General features: G+C 63.7%; 12 protein-coding genes and 1 pseudogene. 10 read left to right on the forward strand and 3 right to left on the reverse strand.

The genetic code is table 11. The features are described from left to right. Window positions 1–120 precede the first annotated feature (120 nt). On the forward strand, window positions 121–2,355 hold the full coding sequence (locus PO78_RS10650) for a heavy metal translocating P-type ATPase (RefSeq protein ID WP_197068765.1): 2,235 nt from the start codon (window positions 121–123) through the stop codon (window positions 2,353–2,355). 71 nt (window positions 2,356–2,426) lie between these two features. Here the strand turns inward: PO78_RS10650 and PO78_RS10655 are convergent, their stop codons facing one another. Continuing rightward, window positions 2,427–3,770: a heavy metal sensor histidine kinase gene (locus tag PO78_RS10655; RefSeq protein ID WP_043743678.1), complete on the reverse strand. Its 1,344-nt coding sequence runs from the start codon at window positions 3,768–3,770 to the stop codon at window positions 2,427–2,429. After that, window positions 3,767–4,456 carry a heavy metal response regulator transcription factor gene (locus PO78_RS10660; protein ID WP_034928687.1) on the reverse strand — a complete coding sequence of 230 codons (690 nt, stop codon included), beginning with the start codon at window positions 4,454–4,456 and terminating at the stop codon, window positions 3,767–3,769. The genes PO78_RS10655 and PO78_RS10660 overlap by 4 nt, the downstream gene beginning before the upstream one ends. 168 nt (window positions 4,457–4,624) lie before the next feature. On the opposite strand from PO78_RS10660, the gene PO78_RS10665 reads away from it, so the two are divergent. The 7 genes from PO78_RS10665 to PO78_RS22860 all read left to right on the forward strand — a co-directional run bounded on the left by PO78_RS10665 (window position 4,625) and on the right by PO78_RS22860 (window position 12,239). Continuing rightward, complete coding sequence (locus tag PO78_RS10665; RefSeq protein ID WP_043743683.1) at window positions 4,625–4,957, forward strand: DUF4148 domain-containing protein; 333 nt, start codon at window positions 4,625–4,627, stop codon at window positions 4,955–4,957. A gap of 69 nt (window positions 4,958–5,026) precedes the next feature. Beyond that, window positions 5,027–5,386, forward strand: coding sequence for a hypothetical protein (locus PO78_RS10670; protein ID WP_034928692.1), 360 nt, complete (start codon window positions 5,027–5,029; stop codon window positions 5,384–5,386). A 140-nt stretch (window positions 5,387–5,526) separates the two neighbouring features. Then, on the forward strand, window positions 5,527–6,873 hold the full coding sequence (locus PO78_RS10675; RefSeq protein ID WP_231570685.1) for a TolC family protein: 1,347 nt from the start codon (window positions 5,527–5,529) through the stop codon (window positions 6,871–6,873). 1 nt (window position 6,874) lies between these two features. Beyond that, window positions 6,875–8,464, forward strand: coding sequence for an efflux RND transporter periplasmic adaptor subunit (locus tag PO78_RS10680; protein WP_043743686.1), 1,590 nt, complete (start codon window positions 6,875–6,877; stop codon window positions 8,462–8,464). Window positions 8,465–8,479: 15 nt separating this feature from the next. Then, window positions 8,480–8,821, forward strand: coding sequence for a P-II family nitrogen regulator (locus PO78_RS10685; protein WP_034928697.1), 342 nt, complete (start codon window positions 8,480–8,482; stop codon window positions 8,819–8,821). A gap of 10 nt (window positions 8,822–8,831) precedes the next feature. Next, window positions 8,832–11,993, forward strand: coding sequence for an efflux RND transporter permease subunit (locus PO78_RS10690; RefSeq protein ID WP_043743688.1), 3,162 nt, complete (start codon window positions 8,832–8,834; stop codon window positions 11,991–11,993). Window positions 11,994–12,083: 90 nt separating this feature from the next. Next, complete coding sequence (locus PO78_RS22860) at window positions 12,084–12,239, forward strand: hypothetical protein (RefSeq protein WP_156147802.1); 156 nt, start codon at window positions 12,084–12,086, stop codon at window positions 12,237–12,239. A gap of 328 nt (window positions 12,240–12,567) precedes the next feature. Here the strand turns inward: PO78_RS22860 and PO78_RS10700 are convergent, their stop codons facing one another. After that, entirely contained in the window at window positions 12,568–13,587 is a 1,020-nt protein-coding gene (locus PO78_RS10700) for an arsenic resistance protein (protein WP_231570686.1), read from the reverse strand. A gap of 124 nt (window positions 13,588–13,711) precedes the next feature. Here PO78_RS10700 and PO78_RS10705 point away from each other — a divergent pair, with 124 nt between their 5' ends. Both PO78_RS10705 and PO78_RS10710 read left to right on the forward strand, forming a co-directional pair. Then, the gene (locus PO78_RS10705; protein WP_043743699.1) at window positions 13,712–14,272 is read left to right on the forward strand and encodes a recombinase family protein; all 561 of its coding nucleotides are present in this window, start codon (window positions 13,712–13,714) and stop codon (window positions 14,270–14,272) included. Window positions 14,273–14,274: 2 nt separating this feature from the next. Further along, window positions 14,275–17,236, forward strand: a pseudogene (locus PO78_RS10710) (Tn3 family transposase). The last annotated feature ends 20 nt before the right edge of the window (window positions 17,237–17,256 follow it).

Genomic DNA, 17,256 nt, shown 5'->3' on the forward strand with positions numbered 1-17,256 from the left:
GAAGCAATCCGTTTTCGTCATCACCCACATGGACTGCCCGACCGGGGAGGCGCTGATTAGGGTAAGTGGTTGACTCTGTGGTCACTACAGGGTTTTCAATGGCGTCAAGGACGCGTGATCATGAACAAAGTGACTGAAGATGCCGATCTCTGCAAGGTCGGGTATGCATGCGCGCATGACGCGACGCCGTCGCAGCAGCCTTTGCCCGGTGCGGCGGCCGAGAGTACGGCTTACCGCATCCCGGCAATGGATTGCGCTGCCGAAGAGTTGGAGATCCGACAGGCGCTGTCGTCGGTCGTCGGGGTTCGCCGGCTTGGCTTCGCGCTGGGTACGCGTACGCTTACGATCACGGCCGGAGCCGCCGTGCAGCAACAGGCACAAGATGCAATACGTGCGGCGGGCTTCGAGATCCATCTCGTCGATGCGGGGCAGTCCGGCCAGACGTTGCAAGCCGAGTCCGCTGACGACGATCGGCGAATCGGAGCTGGGCTCGCACGGCTGATCGGTGCCCTGATCTTGGCGGTGGGCGCTGAAGCATTGGCCTACTTTGCACCGGCAACCCTCCTGGTCAAGGTCGTGGGTATGGCCCTCGCTGCTGCGGCAATCGGCTTGTCGGGTTTGAGCGTTTATAAGAAGGGGCTCGTCGCGCTCAGTCGTGCTCGCCTGAACATCAATGCCCTGATGTCCGTCGCCGTCACCGGCGCATTCGTGATTGGCCAGTGGCCCGAGGCGGCCATGGTCATGGCGCTCTATGCCATCGCCGAGTTGATCGAGGCGCGCGCGGTCGACCAGGCACGCAATGCGATCACGAGCCTGATGGCCCTGGCCCCTGACGAAGCCGAGGTGAGGCAGGTGGACGGAAGTTGGGTGCGCGTCGCGGCCGCCTCGGTGCCTCTGGAGGCCATCATTCGCGTCAAACCCGGCGAGCGTGTGCCACTCGATGGTGTCGTGACCGTCGGAAACAGTGCGATCAACCAGGCACCGGTCACCGGCGAAAGTATTCCCGTCGACAAGCAACCCGGCGATCTCGTCTTTGCCGGGACGATCAATGAGACCGGGTTGCTCGAATGCCGCGTGACGGCCGTGGCGAGCAATACGACGCTGGCACGCATCATTCATGCCGTGGAACAAGCACAGAGCACGCGGGCGCCCACGCAGCGATTCGTCGACCGTTTCGCGGCGATCTATACGCCCGCCATCTTCGTGATCGCGCTGGCGGTGGCGATCGTCGGACCGTTGGGATTCGGCTGGCCCTGGCTCGATGCGCTCTACAAGGCGCTGGTCCTGCTCGTCATCGCTTGTCCCTGCGCGCTGGTCATCTCCACACCGGTGACCGTAGTGAGCGGGCTCACCGCGGCTGCACGACGGGGCATTCTGATCAAGGGTGGAACGTACCTCGAGGATGCGCGCAAGATCAAGGCGATCGCGCTTGACAAGACCGGCACTGTGACCGAAGGCAAGCCACGCCTCGTGGCCTTCGACGCCATCTCCGCCGACCATACCGAGCAGCGAACCGGGAGCCTTGCCGCAAGCCTTGCCGCCCACTCGGACCATCCGGTCTCGAAAGCCATTGCGGCCGGGCTCGACCACCCGCTGGAGGCCGTCGACGAATTCAATGCCCTCGCGGGGCGCGGTGTTCAAGGGCGCGTTGGCGACGACGTCCATGTTCTGGGTAACCACCGTTTGATCGAAGATCGCGGCCAGTGCAGTACTGAACTCGAGGCACGGCTGGCGGAGCACGAATCGCAAGGACGCACTGTCACGCTGCTGGCCTCGTCGAAGAAGGTGCTGGGCCTGTTCGCGGTCGCGGACACGATCAAGGCATCGTCCCGGACTGCCATTGCCGAATTGCGTGCGCTGGGTGTCACCCCGGTGATGCTGACCGGCGATAATGAAGCGACCGCACGGTCGATTGCCGCGCAGGCCGGTATCGAGGATGCCCGCGGCAATCTATTGCCTGAAGACAAACTCGCTGCGATTCGCGACCTGCAGCGCCGATATGGTCCTACGGCAATGACAGGGGATGGCATCAACGATGCGCCGGCACTTGCTCAGGCCGACATGGGGATCGCCATGGGCGCGGCGGGTACCGATACGGCCATGGAGGCGGCCGACATCGTGATCATGAACGACGATCTGCGCCGTATACCCGAGACGATCCGTTTGTCGCGGCGCACGCATTCGGTGTTGTGGCAGAACATTACCCTGGCGCTCGGCATCAAGAGCGTTTTTCTGGTGCTCGCTCTTCTGGGGTCGGCCACGATGTGGATGGCCGTGTTTGCCGACATGGGCGCGAGCCTGCTCGTCGTGTTCAACGGCATGCGCCTCTTGCGCGCGACCGAACGCGCAGGATGAGGGACCGAACAGCGGTGGAGGAGAAGTATCGCGCATGCGAGCAGCCGCTGCGGAGCTGGGGCTGACGAGCGCTACCGGTCGCTGTACGGAACCGAGAATCCGATCGTCGTCATTCCGTGAGAGGAACGAGCAAACGTCCGCCCGCCATGCATGCGCGCGATCGCGGCAACAACCGCAAGGCCCAAGCCATAGTTGTTATCCTCGCCATGCTTGCGCGCAGCATCGACCCGGTAGAAACGGTCAAAGAGGCGAGAAAGGTGCTCTTCGGCAATCTCGGGACCCGTATTGGTAACGGATAACGCGACTTCTCCCGGCGCCGCTTCGTGGATATCGACCTCGATCGTCGTGCCAGGTTGCGCGTATCGGGTGGCATTCGACAAAAGGTTCGACAGTGCCTGCCGAACGAGACGACTATCGACGCACGCTACGGCATCGCCAATGATCCCGATCGTGAGCCGCGCCTCGAGCAGCGGGGCCTCATGGTACTCGGCGACTTCACGCGCAAGCGCGGCAAGACTGCTGATCGTGCGGGTGCGTGCCTTGACGCCCCGGTCTGCATTGGACAGGAACAGCATGTCGTGCACGAGACTCGAAAGACGGTGTAGCTCTTCGAGGTTTGAACCCATGATGTCGCGAAGCTCAGCCGCGTCACCTTTGCCCTTCAGCGCCAGTTCCGTCTGCCCTATCAGCGTCGTCAAGGGGGTTCGCAGTTCGTGTGCGACGTCTGCGTTGAAACCTTCCAATTGGATGTACGCTCCCTGCAAGCGTTCGAGCACGGCGTTGAACTGCTGAACCAGCGGCTGCACTTCCTCTGCCTGCGCGGCGCCGTCGAGCCGTTCTGCGAGCCGTTCGGGGACGAGACGCATCGCCTGTTGCGCCAGTTCGTTGACCGGCTCGAGCGCTCGACGCACCAGCCACGCTCCTCCCAATGAAATCGCGATCGTGCCCGTCAAGGCGCAGGCGGCCAGTGTCCATGCAAGTCCGCGCAGCAACTGATCGTCGGATGCAACGTCCAAGGCCAGTTCTGCCTGCATCGGGGCAAAGGGATGTGTTGGAGAAGCAATATCGAAGACCACCCGCTTCTCGTTTGCGAGCATGAGGAGGCCTCGATCATCGGCGCCGTAGACCCACTGGCCCGATGCCGAGCGCAGGCGCAAGCGCAGATCGGATCGACCGGCAAAAAAGTCGTCGAGCTTGTGACGCAAGATGGCCAGGTCGTCCGGGGTCGTAATCTCTTCAACGAGATGTTCAATCACCTGACGATGTTGCTCGAGCGAAACCGCCTGCCGGGACGCCAGACTCAAGTGTGTGGCCACATACACGGCTGCGCAGACCAGACCCAAGCCGACGAGGGTCAGGAGGGCAAGCCCTCGCGAGAGCCACCGGCGCAGCGAACGAGGGGCCGCCGGTTTCATTCTTCCCGGCTTTCGAGCACGTAGCCCATCCCCCGGACCGTGTGCAGAAGCTTCCGGTCGAAGGGATCGTCCAGTTTCCCGCGCAGGCGGCGAACGGCGACTTCGACGACATTGGTATTGCTGTCGAAATTCATGTCCCAGACCTGCTCGGCCAGGACGGTGCGGGAGAGGACCTCCCCCTGCCGGCGCAGCAGCAACGTCAGTAGCGTGAACTCCTTGGCGGTCAGCTCCAGCCGCAGCCCGCCGCGGGTCGCCCTGCGGCGCATCAGGTCGAGTTCGAGGTCTTCGAGGCGAAGCATGTTGAGTTCCGCCGCGGGTGACGCGGAAAGGGCACCCCGGCGCATCAAGGCCTGCACCCGCGCGAGCAGTTCGGACAGCGCAAACGGTTTGCCGAGGTAATCGTCGGCGCCGTCCTGTAGCCCCCGTACCCGGTCTTCGATCCTGTCGCGCGCCGTCAGCATGAGGACCGGAACCTGATTACTCTTGCGCAGTTCGTTCAGGACACCGAAGCCGTCGACGACCGGCAGCATGACATCCAGCAGGATCAGATCGTATTGCCCTTCGCGGGCGAAGTGCAGTCCGGTGGCCCCGTCATTGGCGACATCGACAACGTAGCTGCTCTCAGACAAGGCCTTGCGAAGATAGTCGGCAAGCTTGGGCTCGTCTTCAATCACCAGGACTTTCATGATCGAATTATGTCAAGAACCGGCTGAGCCGGACATTACAAAAACGTAATGCGGCAGTTCGCAAACTGACGAAGCGGCCTCCGTATAGTCGATTCACGCCTTGACCCTCAAGGCATCGGCAGGCCCAAACCGGTCTGGCGCCACGGATGATTCGACAGGAGTTCCATCATGGTCGCTCGCATACTCACTTCCACTGCGCTCGTCGCCAGCCTTCTGGTCGCACCGACCGTCTCGTACGCGGACGTCTGGCATCGCACGACGACCGAGGTGGGCTGGACGTTTCATCCCGACCATGGTGAAAGCACCAAGACCCGCGCTGACGTGATGCGCGAGCTTGAGCAGGCCAAGGCAGACGGAAGTTATGAATACTTCCGGCGTGGTCTGCCGATGCCGGACACGAACGCGGGCCCCGGCAAAACGCGAGAGCAGGTCCTGCAGGAACTCAAGAACGTGACGCCTGCCGAGCGCGCTTACATGGAGGAACTCTATGGCGCGAACTGAGCCTCCAGTTCGCGCCACGGATTGATGCCACCCCATTTCCAACCCTGAGACCTCCTGTAGAATCGGTGCGTGCGCAAGCTTCTGATCGTCCTCCTCGTGTTTTTTCTGCCGCTGCAGTGGAGCACCGCGGCCGTGGCGGCATTTTGCTCGCACGAAGGCGGTTCCCTGAAGCGCGCTCATCTGGGTCATCACACGCACGATCATGCGGACCGTGACGGCACCGAGCGCTCGGATCACGGGACGAGCAAGGCGTGTGACGCCAGTTGCAGCGCCGATCACGACCACAGCCATAGCCCGCACGCCCTGTTTGCCGCCACGCACAGTCTCGAGGTCTTCCCGGACCGCTCGGGCGACAGTCCCTATCGCTCCCCGCTGTCCGAGCCGCCGCCGGACAACCTCCTTCGCCCGCCCGCATCCCTCCTCGTCTGATTCCGCCGACGAGTTCGGGTTTCATGGATCCACGCATCGGTTGAGCACCGGTCGCGTGGCCGCCCTCGTCGGTTTCCTTTTGATCCGTCTCGCCGGGCGCATCGCCCGAGCGAGCCTGACGCCGTCCAGACGAGGACTCAATGACGAAGATCGACCCTTCGCGCGGCATCGGCCTGTGCGTCGCACTGTGCTTTCCCCTCATGACGTGGGCGCAGAACCCGCCCACTTCCGCGCCAGCCGCGCCAGCGCCAGCATGGCGTTCGCAGCCGGCTGCCGGCGATGCGGCAGTGAATGGCGCCCTGTCGCTAGGCCAGGCGCATGCGCTGGCCTACGCACAGAACCCGGAGCTGGCCGCATCGCGGCTCGAGGTGGAGGTGATGGCCGGCGCGAGCCAGCAAGCGCAGAGCCGCCCGAACCCCGAAATCGCCTACCTGCTCGAAGACACCCAGCGTCAGACGCGGACGACGACGCTCCAGCTCAATCAGCCGATCGAGATGGGCGGAAAACGCGCGGCGCGCATGCTGGCGGCCGAGCGCGGCCACGACATCGCCACCGAGGAACTCGCGGCAAAGCGACTTGCGATACGCGCGTCCGTCACCTCCGCGTATTACGACGCGCTGACCGCGCAGGAGCGCGTGCGCCTGGCCGAGCAGGCCATGGAACTCGCCCAGCGGGCAAGCCGGGCCGCCGGCCAGCGCGTCAAGGCCGGCAAGGTGGCGCCCATCGAAGAGACCAAGGCCCACGTTGCGCAAGCGGGCGTACAGGTCGAGCTGAGTCAGGCGCGCAGTGAATGGGTCGGTGCGCAGGCGCGGCTGGCGGCCTTGCTTGGCGAGCCCAGAGGCCTGTCCTGGAGGCTGGACGCCCAGCTCGATGCGTTGCCCGCGGTGCCGTCGATGGCCGATCTCGAGCGCTCGCTCGACAACGCGCCGGCCCTGCGCCGCGCCCGACTGGAGATCGACCGACGGCAGGCGCTGACGGAACTCGAGAAGGCGCGCCGAATCCCGGACATCACCGTCAGCCTGGGCGCGAAGCGGTCTGAAGAGTTGGGGCGCAACCAGGCCATCCTCGGCCTGTCCGTCCCGTTGCCGATCTTCGATACGAATCGGGGCAACCTGCTCGAGGCGCTCAAGCGCGAGGAGAAGGCTCGGGAAGAACTCTCCGCCAGCCAGTTGCAGGTGTCGGCCGAAGCGCGGGAGACCCGTGCGCGCCTGGCGTCGCTACGCCAGGAAGCCCAGCTCTTCGCCGAGCAGGTGCTGCCCGGCGCCCAAAGTGCCTACGACGCGGCGGCGAAGGGCTTCGAGCTGGGGAAATTCAGCTTCCTCGAAGCGCTCGATGCGCAGCGCACGCTGCTGCAGGCCCGCAGCCAGTACCTGCGCACACTGGCCGATACCCACCGCGCCCGCGCGGACCTCGACCGGCTGCTCGGCCTTGACGAATCAACCGAAACCCCGCTCGCGTCGGCAACGGTCCGGCGCACTGGAGAGTGAAATGGCAGAAACCAAACCGAAGAACACACCCTGGGCGATCGTCGCGGTGCTTGTCGTCGGGCTCGCGTTGGGTGCAGCGATTCTTGCGACCGATGGCAACAAGTCCGTCACTGACGAACATGGGCATGCCGCCCATCCGGAGGCGCCCGGGCACGCCGAGGAGGAGCATCACGGTCAGGCCAAGTCGACCGACCACGCCGACGATGCCTCGCATGCCGATGAAGAGCACCACGAGGCCGCCGCCGAACCGGCCAAAGGTCCACACGGCGGCAAGCTGCTCACCGATGGCCGCTACGGCATCGAGGTGACGATCTTCGAAACCGGGGCGGAACCTCAATTCCGGCTCTACACGTACTGGGATGGCAAGCCGCTCGATGTCGCGCAGAGCCAGATCCAGCTTGTCCTCGAGCGGTTGGGGCAGTCGCCGCAACGTTTCAGCTTCATCAAGGAAGGTGACTACCTCAAGGGCGATGCGGTCGTGGCCGAGCCGCACTCCTTTGCGGTCAAGGTACAGGCGGACTACGAAGGAAAACGCTACCAGCTCGGCTACGAACAGGTCGAGGCCCGCGTCACCATGACCGATGCACAGCTCCAGGGCGCCGGAATCGAGCTCGCCGAAGCGGGGCCGGCCACGATCGGAACAGCGCTCGAGTTACTGGGAGAGGTGCGCTACAACAGTGATCGTACCGTGCAGGTCGTCCCGCGGCTGGCCGGCCTGGTGGAGTCGGTGGCGGTCAGCGCAGGCGAACGTGTGCGCAAGGGACAGGTGCTCGCCGTGCTGAGCAGTCAATTGCTCGCCGACCAGCGTACCGAATTGTTGGCCGCGCAGCGTCGTCTCGCACTCGCGCGGACCACCTACGAGCGTGAAAGGACGTTGTGGCAGGAGAAGATCTCGCCCGAGCAGGACATGCTGCAGGCGCGCACCGTCATGCAGGAAGGCGAGATTGCCGTACAGAGCGCACAACAGAAGCTCGCCACACTGGGCAGCGTTGCTTCGGGCGGCGGCGCACTCACGCGCTATGAGCTTCGCTCCCCGATCGACGGGGTCGTGACCGACAAACGCCTGTCGGTCGGCGAAGCGGTCAAGGAGGACGCCGCGGTCTTCACCGTCTCGGACCTGTCGTCGGTATGGGTGGAGGCGCCGGTGTCCGCGCAGGATCTGGGTGCGCTCGCCGCAGGCCAGACGGTAACGATCCGCGCCAGCGCCTTCGACGCGTCGGCGCCGGGCAGGGTCACCTTCATCAGCCCGCTGATCGGCGAGCAGTCCCGTACCGGCATCGCCCGCATCGTGGTGCAGAACCCCTCCGGTGTCTGGCGACCGGGATTGCCGGTGTCCGTCACCGTCGTCGCCGCGGAAACGAAGGTGCCGGTCGCGGTCGCGGTGGACGCCGTCCAGGATCTGCGCGACTGGAAGGTGGTGTTCGGCCGCTACGGCGACGCCTTCGAAGCGCGCCCGCTCGAACTGGGTCGCAGCGACGGCCGACACGTGGAGGTGCTGGCAGGCCTGCAGGCGGGCGAGCGCTACGCGGCGAAGAACAGCTATGTCATCAAGGCGGAGCTCGGCAAGGCCGGCGCCAGCCACGACCACTGACCGGGAGCCCCCGACATGAAACAGATCACTGCCATGATTCGCCCCCACCGCCTCGACGCCGTCGAGACGGCGCTCGAAACGCTCCCGCATTGCCCCGGCTTCACCGTATTCGGCGCGAAAGGCCATCCCCGCGGGCATGGGCCGGACCACCGGTTCGTCGCCGACGAATGGAATCCCCACGCCCACGATGTGCTCGTGCTGCTGATCCTGTGCCAGGACGATGACGCGTCCGCCATCGTCGACGCGGTCGCGGCGGCGGCACGCACGGGGCAACCGGGCGACGGGATGGTCGGTGTCGTCGAACTCGTCACCGCGGTCCGTATTCGCACCGGCGAACGCGACGCCGCGGCGCTTTGAGGAGAGGCTCGTGTTCGAACGCATCATCCGCTTCGCCATCGATCAACGATGGCTCGTGCTGCTCGCCGTGCTCGGCATGGTCGGCGTCGGAATCTACAACTATCAGCGTCTGCCCATCGACGCGGTGCCCGACATCACCAACGTCCAGGTCCAGATCAACACCGAAGCACCCGGCTACTCCCCGCTGGAGTCCGAACAGCGCGTGACCTTTCCGATCGAAACCACGATGGCCGGTTTGCCCAATCTCGAGCAGACCCGTTCCCTGTCGCGCTATGGCCTGTCCCAGGTCACCGTCGTGTTCAAGGACGGCACGGACATCTACTTTGCCCGGCAACTGGTGAACGAGCGCATCCAGGAGGCCCGCAGCAAACTGCCGGCCGGCCTCGCCCCGGCGCTCGGCCCCATCGCCACCGGGCTGGGCGAAATCTACATGTGGACGGTCGAGGCGACCGAGGGCGCGAAAAAACCCAACGGAAGCGCGTACACACCGATGGATCTGCGCGAGATTCAAGACTGGATCATCAAGCCGCAATTGCGCACCGTCCCAGGGGTCACCGAGATCAACACGATCGGCGGCTATGCAAAGGAGTTTCAGGTGGCACCCCTGCCCGAGCGCATGGTGTCCTACGGGCTGGCCATCAGCGATCTGGTCACGGCGCTCGAGCGCAACAACGCCAACGTGGGGGCAGGTTATATCGAGCGTCGGGGCGAGCAGTATCTGATCCGCGCACCGGGACAGGTCGCCGGCATCGACGATATCGCCAATATCGTCGTCGGCCACGCCCAAGGGGTCCCGATACGCATCCGCGATGTGGCTGAAGTGGGCCTGGGCAAGGAGCTGCGCACCGGTGCCGCGACCGAGAATGGCCGCGAAGTGGTGCTGGGCACGGTGTTCATGCTCATCGGTGAGAACAGCCGCGACGTGTCGAAGGCGGTCGACGCACGCCTGCAGGCAATCAACAAGACCTTGCCCGAGGGCATCGTCGCCAAGACGGTCTATGACCGCACCATCCTGGTCGAAAAGGCCATCGACACGGTCAAGAAGAACCTGACCGAGGGCGCTCTGCTGGTCATTGCCATCCTGTTCCTGTTTCTCGGCAACATCCGTGCGGCGCTCATCACCGCGATGGTGATCCCGCTGGCGATGCTATTCACCTTCACCGGCATGGTGACGAACCGGGTCAGCGCCAACCTGATGAGCCTGGGCGCCCTGGACTTCGGCATCATCATCGATGGGGCCGTGGTGATCGTCGAGAACTGTGTGCGCCGCCTCGCCCACGCGCAGGCTGCGCTCGACCGGCCGATGACGCGCAACGAGCGGTTTCACGAAGTCTTCGTGGCGTCGAAGGAATCGCGGCGGGCGCTGCTCTTCGGCCAGCTCATCATCATGGTGGTGTACCTGCCGATCTTTGCCCTGACCGGGGTCGAAGGCAAGATGTTCCACCCGATGGCCTTTACCGTCGTGACCGCATTGCTGGGCGCGATGATTCTGTCGGTCACCTTCGTACCCGCAGCGGTTGCGCTCTTTCTGTCCGGCAAGGTCAGCGAGACCGAAAATCGGCTCATGGCGATCGCCAAGCGCGGCTACGCCCCGGCGTTCGACTGGGTCATGGCGCGCAAGCCGTTGGTTCTGACGATCGCCTGCGTCAGCATCGTGCTGTCAGGGCTACTGGCGACCCGCATGGGCAGCGAATTCATCCCGAGCCTCGATGAGGGCGACGTCGCGCTTCATGCGTTGCGCATTCCGGGCACGAGCCTGAGCCAATCGATCGACATGCAGGTGCAACTGGAGCGCACGGTCAAGGCCTTCCCCGAAGTCGACAACGTGTTCGCCAAGATTGGTACGGCCGAGATCGCAACCGACCCGATGCCACCCAATGTCGCCGACAACTTCGTGATGCTCAAGCCGCGGGACCAGTGGCCGGACCCGCAGAAGTCCAAGAGTGAGCTGGTCGCGGCGATGCAGCGTGCGGTCGGTCAGATACCGGGCAACAACTACGAGTTTACGCAACCGATTCAGATGCGATTCAACGAGTTGATCTCGGGCGTTCGCAGCGACGTGGCGGTGAAGGTCTTCGGTGACGACATGGACACCATGAACGAGACGGCAGAACGCATTGCCGCCGTGCTCGAGGGGGTTCCGGGTGCTGCCGACGTGAAGGTGGAGCAGACCACTGGCCTGCCCATGCTGACGGTCCGGATCGACCGGAATCAGATTGCCCGGCTCGGCCTGAACGTCGCCGACGTCCAGGACAGCGTCTCGGCTGCGCTCGGCGGGCAGGAGGCCGGGGCGGTGTTCGAGGGCGACCGGCGCTTCGACATCCTGGTCCGGTTGCCCGATGCGATTCGCGGTGACCTCGAGGCGATCCGCCGTCTGCCAATCCGCGTGCCCGCCGGCGAGAACGGCGCGCGTGGCTTCGTCCGGCTGGGCGATGTCGCACGCATCGAGTCTGCGCCCGGCCCCAACCAGATCAGCCGCGAAAACGGCAAACGTCGGGTTGTGGTGACCGCCAACGTGCGCGGGCGCGACATTGGTTCCTTCGTCGCCGAGGCGGAAACGAAGATCGCCACGGCGGTGCAGGTGCCCACAGGGTACTGGACGACCTGGGGCGGCACCTTCGAGCAGTTGCAGTCGGCCGCCAAACGGCTTCAGATCGTCGTGCCGGTCGCGTTGCTGCTTGTCCTAACGTTGCTCTTCATGATGTTTGGCAATGTCAAGGACGGGCTGCTGGTCTTTACCGGCGTCCCCTTCGCGCTGACCGGCGGCATCCTGGCGCTGTGGTTGCGCGATATCCCGCTGTCGATCTCCGCCGGTGTCGGCTTCATCGCGCTGTCGGGCGTGGCCGTGCTCAACGGCCTGGTGATGATCTCGTACATCCGGAGTCTGCGCGATGACGGCTTCGATCTCGATGACGCGATCCGGGAGGGCGCGCTGACGCGATTGCGTCCTGTGCTGATGACGGCGCTGGTCGCATCGCTCGGGTTCGTTCCCATGGCGATCGCGGTCGGTACCGGTGCCGAAGTGCAGCGGCCGCTGGCCACTGTGGTCATCGGCGGCATCCTGTCGTCTACCGCACTGACGCTGCTCGTGCTGCCGGCGCTGTATCGCATCGCCCATGGACGCGAGAGGCGAATGGCGCCACCCGCGGAGACATTCGCTCCCGCCCATTGATCCTGTGTGGGGCGGAAGGGTACGAACCGCTGCGCTTTCGCCCGATAGACCCGATCCACCCGCGGTTCTCTACTTCGTCATGGAGGTCGCATGAAACACGCTTCTGTCATTGCAACGGTGATCGTCCTGGTGTCCTTCAGCGTCTTCGCCGCAGGCGGGCATGACCATGACAAGGGCCATGTGCCCCGACATGGCGGCATGGTGGCCGAAGTCAATGAAGTGGACTATGAACTCGTGGCTACGTGAACCCTGCTGCAACTCTACCTTCGCGATCATGGGAAGAGCGTTGCCGTCACCGGAGGCGCCGCAAGAGTCACTTTGCTGTCGGGTAAGGAAAGGATCGAAACCGCGCTATTGCCCGCCGTGGAGAAATTCGAGGTGCAAGGCCACTTCAAGATCATCCCCGGCATGAAGTTTGTGGCCGTGGTTGCCCTCCCCGGGCGGGGTGAGGCAACCGTGTGGTTCCGATTGCGATGACTTGACGCACCCATTGCGTCCGATGTGGGGTCAGCTCACGAAACGGAAAAATCGTACGCTAAGCCGGTCGTAGCGGCCCTAGATTTGCCACGCTCGGCTACGAGGAGGTTTGCGAAGCAACAGGATCAATACCGCCGAGTCTCGCGAGGAAGCGGACATAGACCAACTCGCTGAGCAACTCGACAAGAGTTTGCGTAACGACGATGGCAGGCAATACGGGTATGGCCCCAGGTACAGCGAGAGCAAGCGGCAACACGACAAGGGAATTTCGAGTGCCTGCGCTGAAAGCGATGGCTCGGCCGGCGGGGGCATCAAGGCGGAACAGCCGGCTGATGCTCCATCCGATCAGGGGGGCGATCACAGCAAAGGCGATATAGAAGGGAATCACACCCAAGGCCGCATCGGTCGCGGAGCCGAGCCGCGGCACCACGGCCGCGACGACGACGAATAGGACAAGGGCGGTCGCTGGTACCGGCAATAGACCAAGTGCCGCTGAGGTCTTTTCACCGGCCAGGCTTCGAGCCGCCCATAGTTGCACAAGCCCAGCAAGGGCGAGTGGAACCGCGATCAACCAGACGAAGGCATGAACGAACGGGCCGGGCTGCACGAGGGTTGCGGCATCGTTCCCGAGAAGCAGGCCGAGATAGACCGGCAGCAGCAGCATTTGCACAACCAGGAGCGCAGGGGTTGCCGCCAGTAGCAGCCGCGCATCGGCACGACCGAGGTGCGAGAACGTAACCACGTAGTCAATGCAAGGCGTCAGCAACACCAGCAGCACGCCAAGCCTCACCATAGGGTCCGATGGCAGGAATTGCACCAATACGGCCACCAAGAGCGGCGTTACGATGAAATTGGTAATGAGCAGTGCGGCAAGGAACCGGCCGCGACTGAAGGCCCGGCCAAGGTCGGCCAGGGGCACTTGCAGGAATGTCACGAACAGCATGAGTGCAAGCGCCGGGTTGACGCCACCCTCAAGCGCTGCCGTGCCGGGTACGAGCAAAGCGACAAGCGCAGCCAACACAACGGCCGCGAAGTAAATGCCGACTTGGTGCCTCTCGAATATTTCCCGGATGTCTTGCATGTCTGTATTTCGCTCCTTTGTGTCAATTTGAAGCATACCCTATCCTGATGTCAGGAGAAGCCACCCAGCAACGTCAGAATAGAGCCAATTTTTGTATTTCTTGACACCTGCGGCGAAAGGTCATAAATTTCTTCCTGACACTTTCGTGTTTAGAGGCACCATGCAGGGTCAACGCATCGGCTATGTCCGGGTCAGCAGCTTCGACCAGAACCCGGAACGGCAACTGGAGCATGTCGAAGTCGGCAGGGTATTCACCGACAAGGCGTCGGGAAAAGACACCCAGCGGCCTGAACTCGATTCGTTGCTGGCCTTCGTGCGCGAAGGCGACACGGTGGTGGTGCACAGCATGGATCGCCTGGCGCGCAACCTCGATGATTTGCGCCGCCTGGTACAAAAGCTGACCAAACGCGGCGTGCGCATCGAGTTCGTCAAGGAGAGTTTGACCTTCACCGGCGAGGATTCGCCGATGGCGAACCTGATGCTGTCGGTGATGGGTGCGTTCGCCGAATTCGAGCGGGCCTTGATCCGCGAGCGGCAGCGCGAAGGCATCGCGCTCGCCAAGCAGCGCGGAGTCTACCGGGGCCGTAAGAAAGCACTGTCGCCCGAACAGGTCGCCGAACTGCGGCAGCGTGCCGCAGCCGGCGAACAGAAAGCGAAGCTGGCACGTGAATTCGGTGTCAGCCGGGAGACCCTGTATCAATACTTGAGATTGGAGCAATAGCGATGCCTCGTCGTTCCATACTGTCCGCCGCCGAGCGGGAAAGCCTGCTGGCGTTGCCGGACACCAAGGACGACCTGATTCGACATTACAGATACTGACCTTGCCATCATCCGGCAGCGGCGCGGGCCTGCCAACCGGCTGGGCTTTGCCGTGCAGCTTTGCTACCTGCGCTTTCCCGGCATTATCCTTGGCGTCGATCAGCCGCCGTTCCCGCCCTTACTGAAACTGGTCGCCAACCAACTCAAGGTCGGCATCGAAAGCTGGGACGACTACGGGCAGCGAGAGCAGACCCGGCGCGAGCACCTGGTCGAGCTGCAAAACGCGTTCGGCTTCCAGCCCTTCACGATGAGCCACTATCGGCAGGCTGTGCATACGCTGACTGAGCGAGCCATGCAGACCGACAAGGGCATCGTGCTGGCCGATGCCTTGATCGAACATTTGCGGCGACAGTCCATCATTCTGCCCGCGCTCAATGCCATCGAGCGCGCCAGCTCCGAGGCCATCACCCGCGCCAACCGACGAATCTACGAAGCCCTGTCCGAGCCGTTGTCGAACGGGCACCGGCATGGCCTCGACGATCTTCTAAAACGCCGCGACAACAGCAAGACGACTTGGCTGGCCTGGCTGCGGCAGTCGCCCGCCAAGCCCAATTCTCGGCACATGCTCGAACACATCGAGCGTCTCAAAGCCTGGCAGGCGCTCGACCTGCCGCCCGGCATCGAGCGGCTGGTTCACCAGAATCGGTTGCTCAAGATCGCCCGCGAGGGCGGCCAGATGACGCCCGCCGACCTGGCCAAGTTCGAGCCGCAACGGCGCTACGCCACCCTGGTGGCGCTGGCCATCGAAGGCATGGCCACCGTCACTGACGAAATCATCGACCTGCACGACCGTATCCTCGGGAAGCTGTTCAACGCAGCCAAAAACAAGCATCAGCAGCAGTTCCAGGCGTCCGGCAAAGCCATCAACGCCAAGGTGCGCCTGTACGGCCGCATCGGCCAGGTGCTGATCGACGCCAAGCAATCGGGCGGCGACCCGTTCGCCGCCATCGAGGCCGTCATGTCCTGGGACGCCTTCGCCGAAAGCGTCACCGAGGCGCAAAAGCTCGCGCAGCCCGATGACTTCGATTTCCTGCACCGTATCGGCGAGAGCTACGCCACCTTGCGCCGCTACGCGCCGGAATTTTTGGATGTGCTCAAGCTGCGGGCAGCGCCCGCCGCCAAGGACGTGCTCGATGCCATCGAGGTGCTGCGCGGCATGAACACCGACAACGCCCGCAAGGTGCCCGCTGATGCTCCGACCGATTTCATCAAGCCGCGCTGGCAGAAGTTGGTGATGACCGACGCCGGCATCGACCGGCGCTACTACGAGCTGTGCGCACTGTCGGAACTCAAGAACTCGCTGCGCTCGGGCGACATCTGGGTGCAGGGATCACGCCAGTTCAAGGACTTCGAGGACTACCTGGTGCCGCCCGCGAAGTTCGCCAGCCTCAAGCAGTCCAGCGAACTGCCGCTGGCCGTGGCCACCGACTGTGACCAGTACCTAGACGACCGGCTAACGCTGCTGGAGGCGCAACTTGCCACGGTCAATCGCATGGCAGCGGCGAACGACCTGCCGGATGCGATCATCACCGAGTCGGGCCTGAAGATTATGCCGCTGGATGCAGCCGTGCCCGAGACTGCGCAGGCGCTGATCGACCAGACCGCGATGATCCTGCCACACGTCAAGATCACCGAACTGCTGCTGGAGGTAGATGAATGGACGGGCTTCACTCGTCACTTCGCGCACCTGAAATCGGGCGATCTGGCCAAGGATAAGAACCTGCTGCTGACGACGATCCTGGCCGACGCAATCAACCTCGGCCTGACCAAGATGGCCGAATCCTGCCCCGGCACGACCTACGCCAAGCTGGCTTGGCTACAAGCCTGGCATATCCGCGACGAAACCTACTCGACGGCGCTGGCCGAGCTGGTCAATGCACAGTTTCGGCACCCGTTCGCCGAGCACTGGGGCGATGGCACCACGTCATCGTCGGACGGCCAGAACTTCCGCACTGGCAGCAAGGCCGAGAGTACGGGCCACATCAACCCGAAATACGGCAGCAGCCCAGGGCGGACGTTCTACACCCACATCTCCGACCAGTACGCGCCGTTCCACACTAAGGTCGTGAACGTCGGCGTGCGCGACTCGACCTACGTGCTCGATGGCCTGCTGTACCACGAGTCCGACCTGCGCATCGAGGAGCACTACACCGACACGGCAGGCTTCACCGATCATGTCTTCGCCTTAATGCACCTGCTGGGCTTCCGCTTTGCGCCGCGCATCCGCGACCTGGGTGATACCAAGCTGTTCGTCCCAAAGGGTGAAGCCAGTTACGACGCGCTCAAACCGATGATTAGCAGCGACAAGCTGAACATCAAGGCGATTCGTGCCCACTGGGACGAAATCCTGCGGCTGGCCACCTCAATCAAGCAGGGTACGGTGACAGCCTCGCTGATGCTCAGGAAGCTCGGCAGTTACCCACGTCAGAACGGCCTGGCCGTGGCCCTGCGCGAGTTGGGCCGCATCGAGCGCACGCTGTTCATTCTGGACTGGCTGCAAAGCGTGGAACTGCGCCGACGTGTCCACGCCGGACTCAATAAGGGCGAAGCGCGCAATGCGCTGGCCCGCGCCGTGTTTTTCAACCGGCTGGGTGAAATCCGCGACCGCAGTTTCGAGCAGCAGCGCTACCGGGCCAGCGGCCTCAACCTGGTGACAGCGGCCATCGTGTTGTGGAACACGGTCTATCTGGAGCGGGCGGCGAACGCCCTGCGTAGCCACGGCCAAGTCATCGATGACAGCCTGTTGCAGTGCCTGTCGCCGCTGGGCTGGGAGCACATCAACCTGACCGGTGATTACCTGTGGCGCAGCAGCGCCAAGATCGGAGAGGGCAAGTTCAGGCCGCTACGACCGCTACAACCGGCTTAGCGTGCTTTATTTTCCGTTTT

The organism is Thauera sp. SWB20, assembly GCF_000831325.1.
Lineage (GTDB): Bacteria > Pseudomonadota > Gammaproteobacteria > Burkholderiales > Rhodocyclaceae > Thauera > Thauera aminoaromatica.